Origin of the sequence: uncultured Nitrosomonas sp. (genome assembly GCF_902826915.1) — a bacterium.
GTDB lineage: Bacteria > Pseudomonadota > Gammaproteobacteria > Burkholderiales > Nitrosomonadaceae > Nitrosomonas.
Genome location: NZ_CADEGP010000093.1, coordinates 1 through 8,393, shown reverse-complemented (window position 1 = coordinate 8,393; position 8,393 = coordinate 1). Strand labels below are relative to the sequence as shown.

The window sequence follows — 8,393 nt, the reverse complement described above, 5'->3', positions numbered from 1 at the left end:
AACGGCGTGTCAGTTAACTTTGAGTTGCATTTAAAAGAATCTGAATGGCGTTGGATAAAACAACCTAATGAACTTGCCAGTGCACTATGGCAAATCATCAGATAATATTAACTCTGCTAGTCTAGAGCCTTTACAAATACCTTCGACTGGTCAACCCAGCAAAATGAATGGTATTGTCGAAGCAGATGAAACCTATTTTCTGGAATCCTTCAAAGGACAGCGTCGTTTACCCAGATCTGCACGCAAGCGTGGTGGTAAAGCCGTCAAGAAAGGGACATCAAAAGAACAAGTGCCCGTATTAGTGGTACGCGACCGTCATGGTGAGACTGCAAACTGTATACTGCATGGCACAAGTGCGCGGCAAATTGAACCAGTGCTTATTCCTTTGTTAAATAAGGATGTAATCTTGTGCACTGATGGGTTGCCCACTTATAAACAGATTGCCCGGCAAGCAAACATTGCCCACCGTCCAGTCAATATTGCCGCAGGTCAGAGAGTTATAAACAACATCTATCATATTCAGAACGTCAATGCGTATGATAGCCGGCTCAAGCAATGGATGAGGAAGTTTAATGGTGTGGCAACACGTTATCTTGGGAGTTATCTCGGATGGCACAGAATGATTGAACGCCTCGGTCAAAGTATTACCCCAACTCTTTGTTTCCTAGCATCTCTTGGGAAAACAAGGCAGATTCAATAACTAATTGTGACATAGCCAATAAAAACAATCATGAATTACCGCTGCTTTAGTGTATTGTCCACATGGTGAAAAAGCTATCCAGAAAAGACATGGAACGCTAACTAGATCGGTAGCAAACCCTTTCGGAGCCACTATCTGCATTTTTGATTTAAGGTGCTTATAGACAAGATATTCAGTCAAAACCCAATACTTTCCATCTAGTGTAGGAGGAACGATCATCGGAGATTTGAATCCGCTCTTGCCAAAAATGCCATGCCCATGAGTAATCGTGTTACGATTTTTACTTGTTACCAATTTAACAGTCGAGTTGCAGCAACCAGAAGTCGGCAGTTTTATCTATATTGTCTTAATCTTTTCAAGCTTCAACACTAAAAAACCTGAAAAATGAACGTAAACATTCACCCTGTCATCCTCTCCGGCGGTAGCGGCACTCGGCTGTGGCCGTTATCCCGAGCCAATTACCCTAAACAACTACTCCCGCTTGTAGGTAAAGAAACCATGCTACAGGTCACCCTTGGCCGGGCTGCAACATTATTGAATGCGCAAGCGCCCATAGTGGTGTCTAATTCGGAACATCGTTTTCTGATCCAGGAGCAATGTGAAGCGATTAATATCAAACCGGAAGCGATTTACCTCGAAGCAATCGGACGCAACACCGCGCCAGCTATCGCGCTCGCTGCATTTCATTTGGCCCAGATTGATGAAGATGCCTTGATGCTCATTCTCCCGGCCGATCATGTCATCGATGATCAGAATGCTTTTGCACAAGCTGTAGAAGCAGCGAAAGTAGCCGCTCAGGAAGATTATCTGGTGACTTTTGGCATCACGCCTTCTGCACCTGAAACCGGTTACGGTTACATTAAGACGGGTGACGCAATTTCACTCTCAGCACCCGTTGCCCTGCCCGCCCACCGCATTCAATCCTTTTTTGAAAAGCCTAACCTGGAAACTGCAACAGCCTATCTACAAGAAGGTGGCTATATGTGGAATAGCGGTATGTTTGTTTTTACAGCTAAAAATTATCTGCGAGAGCTGCAACGACATCAGCCGCACATCTTCACTGCTGTCCATCAAGCCTGGCAAGAAAGAACCACGGATCTTGGTTTTATCTTACCTGATAAGGATGCATTTACGGCTTCACCTTCGGATTCAATTGACTATGCCATTATGCAGGTAACTGACCGCGCCATTGTTGTACCCGCTCAGTTCGGCTGGAACGACGTCGGTTCCTGGGATTCGCTGTGGAAAATTGCGCCTAAGGATGACGACGGCAATTTCACCAGTGGCGATACACTCGTACTGGATACTCGAAAAAGCTATATTCGCGCAGAAAATCGTCTGGTTACTGTAATCGGACTCGATGACATCATTGTGATCGAAACAGCCGACGCTGTACTGGTAATGCACAAAAGCAAAACGCAACAATTAAAGACAGCGATACAACAGCTTGAATTCAATCAACGCAAGGAACATCTTGAGCATTTGCGGATCCATCGCCCGTGGGGCTGGTATGAAGGTATTGATAAGGGCGAACGTTTTCAGGTCAAACGAATCATGGTCAAGCCCGGTGAAAAGCTATCATTGCAAATGCACCACCATCGTGCGGAGCACTGGGTTGTCGTCAGTGGCACTGCCAAAGTCATAATGGAGAATACAGAGACTTTGTTTACCGAAAACCAATCGACTTACATACCACTAGGTAAAATGCACCGCCTCGAGAATCCCGGAAAAATTCCACTGCATCTAATTGAAGTGCAATCAGGCAGCTACCTTGGAGAAGATGACATCTTAAGATTCGAAGATTCTTACGGCCGAATCATTTCATGAGCAAACAAGTAGGGCTCAACAATCTGATCTGTAATGTAAATGGCTTTAATCAACAAAATAAGCCTCTCAGCCATAACTCCAAATTTCGCGTAGCGATTACGTCATCACGATTATAGCCGAGAATTTCCGTTTTCAATTTTTGCTTTTCAAGTAAGTTGCTTTCTGAGCGAAAACGATTGAATTGCACCACCGACCACTGCGATCCGGATTCTTGATTTTCCCATTGAAAGTTAACTAAGTCCGGATGTTTACAAATATCCTTTAGGCCATAGCCCTGCAACGGCAGAACCAAACTATCCAGCACCGGATTTTGTATATCAAACAGAGGACTATCTTGACCCAGCAGCCACGTCACTGTGGTGTTGTTTCCCATGGCATAGCGTTCAGCGTATTTCCGGATAGTAGCTTTCTCGTGATTCGAGTAATGTGCGAGCACTATTGAAGGATACAATAAACGATACGCTTCAACTTTCTGCAAGAATCCTAGCCAACCCTCATAATCATTTGTTTCATCGTCAGTCCAGACATAATCAAAATCCTCCTTAGCGTATGGTGACAACAAAAAACCCCATAAATACACATGACGTTCACGGGTCGGGGTTAATGGATTGTCTTCAATATCAAAATGAATCCAGGTTCCTTCCGGCAAAACAGCTTTATTCAGTGAATACACTTTCCCACTTAAAAAGGATTTGGCTTGCAAAATAGCTCGGTGCTTTCTTTTACTACCCTTGAGATGAGGTACATCAGGTACGGTTCCGATGGTACTTGCGGCGAGCTGTGAAATGGTCGAAATACCTGCTTCGGTTAAACAATCGGCAGCTTTGCCATGAACTCCGTATAGCAACGAGATATCTTCACGTGCTTCAAATTCCGGACGACAATGCGCATCATAAGGACAAATGCGGCATTTACTGTGACTATAACGTACCGTTGGTTGCTGCTGCAGATCAAGCAAAGCTCGCATACTAGTAATAAATTCGTCAACCAGCAATTCAACCTCATCACCCAGCAATGCAGTACGGCCATCTCCAAGAAAAACCATGGCTGGTAATCCATTTCCCATTAGCCGGCGATAAATTCCTAACTGAATCTGAATTGCCTTTTTGTTTTCACTGAGCGAAAGTTTTGCATCAGCCGGCTGGTATTGCCCACTCTCATGTCGAATCAGGAAATCAGGATAGCCCACCAACCCTTGGCGCTCATCCACAAGCCGTCCCTGATAGATAATCGGAGCACCCTGTTGCATCAAAGCATGTGTATGCTCAAAGGATGTGGCTTGAATTACTGGAAACTGATTTTTCAGCTTGGCCAGCATGGTTGCTTCATGCTCCAAGCCAAGATCACTCAGTAGCTGATTAAACGCATCAGGCTCATACGTAGTGGGTTGGTGCTTATCCAGCCACACACGCCGGGAACATACAATCCATGCAGTGGCATCACTCGGTTTGATTAACGTTTGGGTAGATTTTTTGGCGATCATGGCTCTATTCAAAAGCCTCAGAATGAAACTGCCCATTTTATCGGATTTAGCTCAGGCGCATTGCGCTACCTCCAATGGTACCTTTAGTGTTTTGCATCCAGCCAAGTGGCTGTGCTAACCGTAAGTATTTTCCTTAAATTGCTGTTGAATCGATATAACTTCCTGCTCATGATCGATCAAAGCATTCACACAATCAGCATCCAGTTTCTCACCGGCCAATTGCCTCAGCTTATCGAATGCTTTTTCATTGCTCCAAGCATCCTTGTAGGGGCGGCAGGAAGTCAGTGCGTCAAATACATCAGCCACCGCGACGATACGTGCTTCAAGAGGAATTTCATTATCCATCTTCCCAGACGGATAACCGCTCCCATTAACAGCTTCATGATGAAATTCAGCAATATTTCTTAAAATATCAATGTGATCAATACTATCAAAACCAAAATTATCAACGATATCATCGATCAATTCTCTGCCTGCCCGCGCATGGGTATCCATGATGGATCTTTCTTCCGCATTCAGCGGGCCAGGTTTAAGCAAAACACTGTCTGGAATTGAGATTTTTCCAATATCATGCAGAGGAGAAAACATAAAAACATGTTCAATATACGTATCATCCAGTTGATACTGATCGGCAAGCGATTCCGCAATTAGACGGCTATAACGTGACATGCGATCCAGATGACTACCCGTTTCAGGATCACGCAGATGAACCATGCCGCTGGTCGTTTTCAGCGCGGCGCCCATGACTTTTACGGTGGATAATTCATTGATGATCATCAGCGCTATCAAATGACCGTAAATATCAAGAATACTTAATACATTTTCGACGAATACATCCTTTGCGTGCGAATTAAAAAACAAAAAACCGACAAACACACCCGCATGAAAGATCGGCATAGTATAGCTTGAGGCATATCCATGGCGACCGATTCGTTGTGTATGCTCATACAAACCATTCTCAAAAGTAACCAGATTATCAACAACTCGCGGCAAACCTCTGGCAAGAATCTCCTTTAATGACGGCGCATCGTCCAAAGAAGATTGAAAATGCGCCAAGGGATTGTCATCCTCATCGCTATCCAAGTAAGCTCTCAGAGTCTGAGTTTCCGAATCATAAAGTGTAATAGCGATACGTGAGACAAATAAAAATTTCTTTTGTATAGAACAATGAATACTGACAACTCTATCCTTCATGGGCAAGGGTTTATTTAAGTCAGCCAGCAGGTCGCGATGATAAGCCATAGCACTCAGTCTTGTAGTAAATAATTAAATAGCGGCCATACCGTATTCAGAGTTTATCTCTTTTATCGAGCACCTACCGAATTCTTTAGCAATCAAATTGGAGTAACCTATCATCTACTGGTATACTCTCAGCACTTTTAATAAGTTTTATGGCGGGCCTCCCCGCATTGCAAGGTGGTGAATCTGGTCAGGTCCGGAAGGAAGCAGCCACAGCTATTTATTGCGAGTGCCGGGGGTCTGGCTCGCCACCCAATGCAAACTGAAATTGTTATTTGTCTGGTCTATTTATGCATCGTTGGCTGATTTAATCGAATGTAATTCGCTTTCCAAATCTAAAAAGTGCCTCAAACACAAGTCCTTGCGCGCAAATGGCGCCCAAGAAATTTCACCGAGCTAACTGGGCAGGAACATGTAGTCAGAGCCCTGACTAATGCGCTTGAACAAAACAGATTGCACCATGCCTACTTGCTGACCGGAACACGTGGTGTTGGCAAAACAACTATCGCCCGTATCCTGGCCAAATCGCTTAACTGTGAAAAAGGTGTAACTGCGACACCCTGCGGCGTTTGCCCGACATGCTTACAAATTGATTCTGGAAGCTTCATTGACCTGATTGAATTGGATGCAGCCTCAAATACCCAAGTCGATAACATGCGCGAACTGCTCGAAAATGCGCTGTACGCACCAACCAGTGGGCGTTATAAGATTTATATCATCGACGAAGTTCATATGCTCTCCAAATCGGCGTTCAATGCCATGTTAAAAACACTGGAAGAACCGCCGATGCATGTCAAATTTGTGCTCGCGACGACTGATCAGCAGAAAATTCCGATCACAATCTTATCGCGTTGTTTGCAATTTAATTTGAAACAAATTCCGCAAACGCAAATTTCCGATCACTTGAAAGGAATATTGGCACAAGAAGAAATCCCGTACGACCTAATATCACTGCAACTCGTCGCCCGTGCGGCACAAGGCAGTATGCGCGACGCATTGAGTCTATTGGATCAGGCCATTGCTTTTGGCGCAGGTAAAATTGAAGAAGCAAGCGTGCGAGATATGCTGGGCATCATTGATCAAGGTTATCTGTTTAACCTATTGGATACTTTGGTACAAAGAGATGGCCTGAAATTAATATCATTGGCTGATGAAATGGAGATGCAATGTCTTTCATTCGATTCCGCATTACAGGATCTGGCGGCCATCCTGCATCGTGTTGCGCTGGCACAAGCCGTCCCCCAAGCAATTAGCGAGGACATTCCTGAACATATCCGCATAAACGCATTGGCGAAGATACTTACGCCTGATGATATTCAGTTGTTTTATCAGATCGCACTGCACGGACGCGGCGATCTGAGTCTGGCACCCGATGAATATGCCGGCTTTACCATGACATTAATGCGTATGCTCACCTTCATGCCTGAGAATCTTGCAGTAAACCAACCACCACATGCTCCGCCCACAAACATCAAGCAACCCGCAAAAGCCGAGCATAAGCCGTACTCAGTCTCTAAGCACACAACTCAGCGCGAAATAGCAGATGCTTCCGATCTTACTTGGCCACAATTGGTTCAGCAATTAAAGCTAACAGGCATGGCTAAAATGCTAGCTCAACATAGTGAAACCAAGATTCTTTCAGCCGATAAGATTGAACTCTGTGTTCCGGAAGCACATAAGCACCTGCTGGAAAAGAAATATCAAGATAAAATTCAGTCTGCACTGAATACTTTTTTTAATAAGCCTGTAGTTCTTAATTTTTTCGTTGGTAGCATTACAGGACTGACACCAGTAGCAATACAACAACGTGTTGAAGAAGAAAAACAGGCACAAGCGATTGCCGCAATTGAAAAGGATCCTATTGTGCAAGAGCTGATCGAGCAATTTGATGCTAAATTAATCGTTCCTTCAATTAAACCCATTCAAGATAAAGGAGATAAGCAATGATGAAAGGTAACCTGGGCAACATGATGAAACAAGCCCAAATGGTGCAGGAGAACATGAAGAAAATGCAGGAAAAACTCGCCACCATTGAGGTGGAAGGGCAATCAGGTGCTGGCATGGTTAAGGTCATTATGACTTGTCGTCATGATGTCAAAAGAGTTAGCATCGATGACAGTCTTGTCGGTGACGACAAAGAGATGCTCGAAGATATTGTTGCGGCAGCCTTTAATGATGCTGTGCGACGCGTAGAGACAACAACTCAGGAAAAGATGGCAGAACTTAGTAGCGGACTAGGTTTACCACCTGGTATTAAATTGCCTTTCTAAAGCGACTTCTCCCATTCTGACAATATAAGGTAATTTATTTACCTTATTAGGGTAATCTTTTTACAAATTATTCAATTATAATCAATATATTATATACAGCACCGAAATGCTGTCAGTGTAAATTTTGAGGAAAACTATGGATGATAAGAACTGGAAGTGGCGCAAATAGTTGTGGCGCTATTTAATGCAGCGCCAGGTGCCCACTATGTAAACGAATTTATTTCATTTCTTAACAATACTGATAGCTCGACAAAAGAACTTTCCGGTATTTTTGCATAAACCTGTCAATCGACATGCAAGAATTACCACCTATCAACATCCAAAAATTTCCAGTTAAGAAGTGGCACAACTTAAATTTCGAGTGCTTTTTTGCGATGCTTGAATCGGTAAGAATCATTACCAGTTTCGAGGATATCGCAGTGGTGAGTAATGCGATCAAGTAGAGCTGTGGTCATTTTTCATCTCCGAAGACTTGAATCCACTCAGCGAAATTAAGGCTAGTGGTAATAATCAGATAGGTTTTCTCATAAAGCTGGCTGATGAGATGAAACTGGAGTTGTCCCCTTTGAACGGACACATTATGTTCTGTTTAAAGGAGAAGAAATATGACGCAAAACTACAAACCTGCTTACCCACCGGAGTTTCGTCAACAGATGGTGGAATTGCTCGCATTAGGTAAATGCCCCAAGCCCCAAGCAATTATCCAAGGAATTGGGTTGCCACTACACTTCGATACAAACCTGGTGTCGGGCAGCAGGTGTACCCATGAGGTCAAGCCAGGCAATTGCTTCCGCTGCAATATCGAGTGTTACCTCCTTGAGAAGCGGCCTCGCAAATTCGGACAGTCCGATAAGTGGTAATCTTGCTCAACCCA

6 protein-coding genes, 1 other RNA gene and 3 pseudogenes are annotated in these 8,393 nt (G+C 44.0%); 6 read left to right on the top strand and 4 right to left on the bottom strand.

The features are described 5' to 3' along the window. Positions 1-105 (top strand): annotated as a pseudogene (locus QZV86_RS12745) (IS1595 family transposase); the annotation flags it as partial. A gap of 55 nt (positions 106-160) precedes the next feature. After that, positions 161-700: pseudogene (locus tag QZV86_RS12740) on the top strand (IS1595 family transposase); the annotation flags it as partial. Here QZV86_RS12740 and QZV86_RS13855 read toward each other — a convergent pair. Further along, complete coding sequence (locus tag QZV86_RS13855; protein WP_366925707.1) at positions 701-919, bottom strand: DUF1353 domain-containing protein; 219 nt, start codon at positions 917-919, stop codon at positions 701-703. It lies immediately after the preceding pseudogene. Positions 920-1,084: 165 nt separating this feature from the next. Here QZV86_RS13855 and QZV86_RS12735 point away from each other — a divergent pair, with 165 nt between their 5' ends. Continuing rightward, positions 1,085-2,527 carry a mannose-1-phosphate guanylyltransferase/mannose-6-phosphate isomerase gene (locus QZV86_RS12735; RefSeq protein ID WP_295628814.1) on the top strand — a complete coding sequence of 481 codons (1,443 nt, stop codon included), beginning with the start codon at positions 1,085-1,087 and terminating at the stop codon, positions 2,525-2,527. A 49-nt stretch (positions 2,528-2,576) separates the two neighbouring features. Here the strand turns inward: QZV86_RS12735 and QZV86_RS12730 are convergent, their stop codons facing one another. Both QZV86_RS12730 and QZV86_RS12725 read right to left on the bottom strand, forming a co-directional pair. Beyond that, entirely contained in the window at positions 2,577-4,046 is a 1,470-nt protein-coding gene (locus QZV86_RS12730; protein WP_295628811.1) for a TM0106 family RecB-like putative nuclease, read from the bottom strand. Positions 4,047-4,124: 78 nt separating this feature from the next. Continuing rightward, a complete protein-coding gene (locus tag QZV86_RS12725; RefSeq protein WP_295628808.1) occupies positions 4,125-5,252 on the bottom strand; it encodes an HD domain-containing phosphohydrolase in 1,128 nt (375 codons plus the stop codon). A 151-nt stretch (positions 5,253-5,403) separates the two neighbouring features. Here QZV86_RS12725 and ffs point away from each other — a divergent pair. The 3 genes from ffs (at position 5,404) to QZV86_RS12710 (ending at position 7,519) form a co-directional block, all read left to right on the top strand. Then, positions 5,404-5,502, top strand: an RNA gene (gene ffs / locus QZV86_RS12720) — signal recognition particle sRNA small type. A gap of 89 nt (positions 5,503-5,591) precedes the next feature. Then, positions 5,592-7,196, top strand: coding sequence for a DNA polymerase III subunit gamma/tau (gene dnaX, locus QZV86_RS12715; RefSeq protein ID WP_295628805.1), 1,605 nt, complete (start codon positions 5,592-5,594; stop codon positions 7,194-7,196). Beyond that, complete coding sequence (locus QZV86_RS12710) at positions 7,196-7,519, top strand: YbaB/EbfC family nucleoid-associated protein (RefSeq protein ID WP_295628817.1); 324 nt, start codon at positions 7,196-7,198, stop codon at positions 7,517-7,519. Before dnaX ends, QZV86_RS12710 begins: the two co-directional genes overlap by 1 nt. A gap of 350 nt (positions 7,520-7,869) precedes the next feature. Here the strand turns inward: QZV86_RS12710 and QZV86_RS12705 are convergent. Further along, positions 7,870-8,081 (bottom strand): annotated as a pseudogene (locus tag QZV86_RS12705) (ATP-binding protein); the annotation flags it as partial. Between the last annotated feature and the right edge of the window lie 312 nt (positions 8,082-8,393).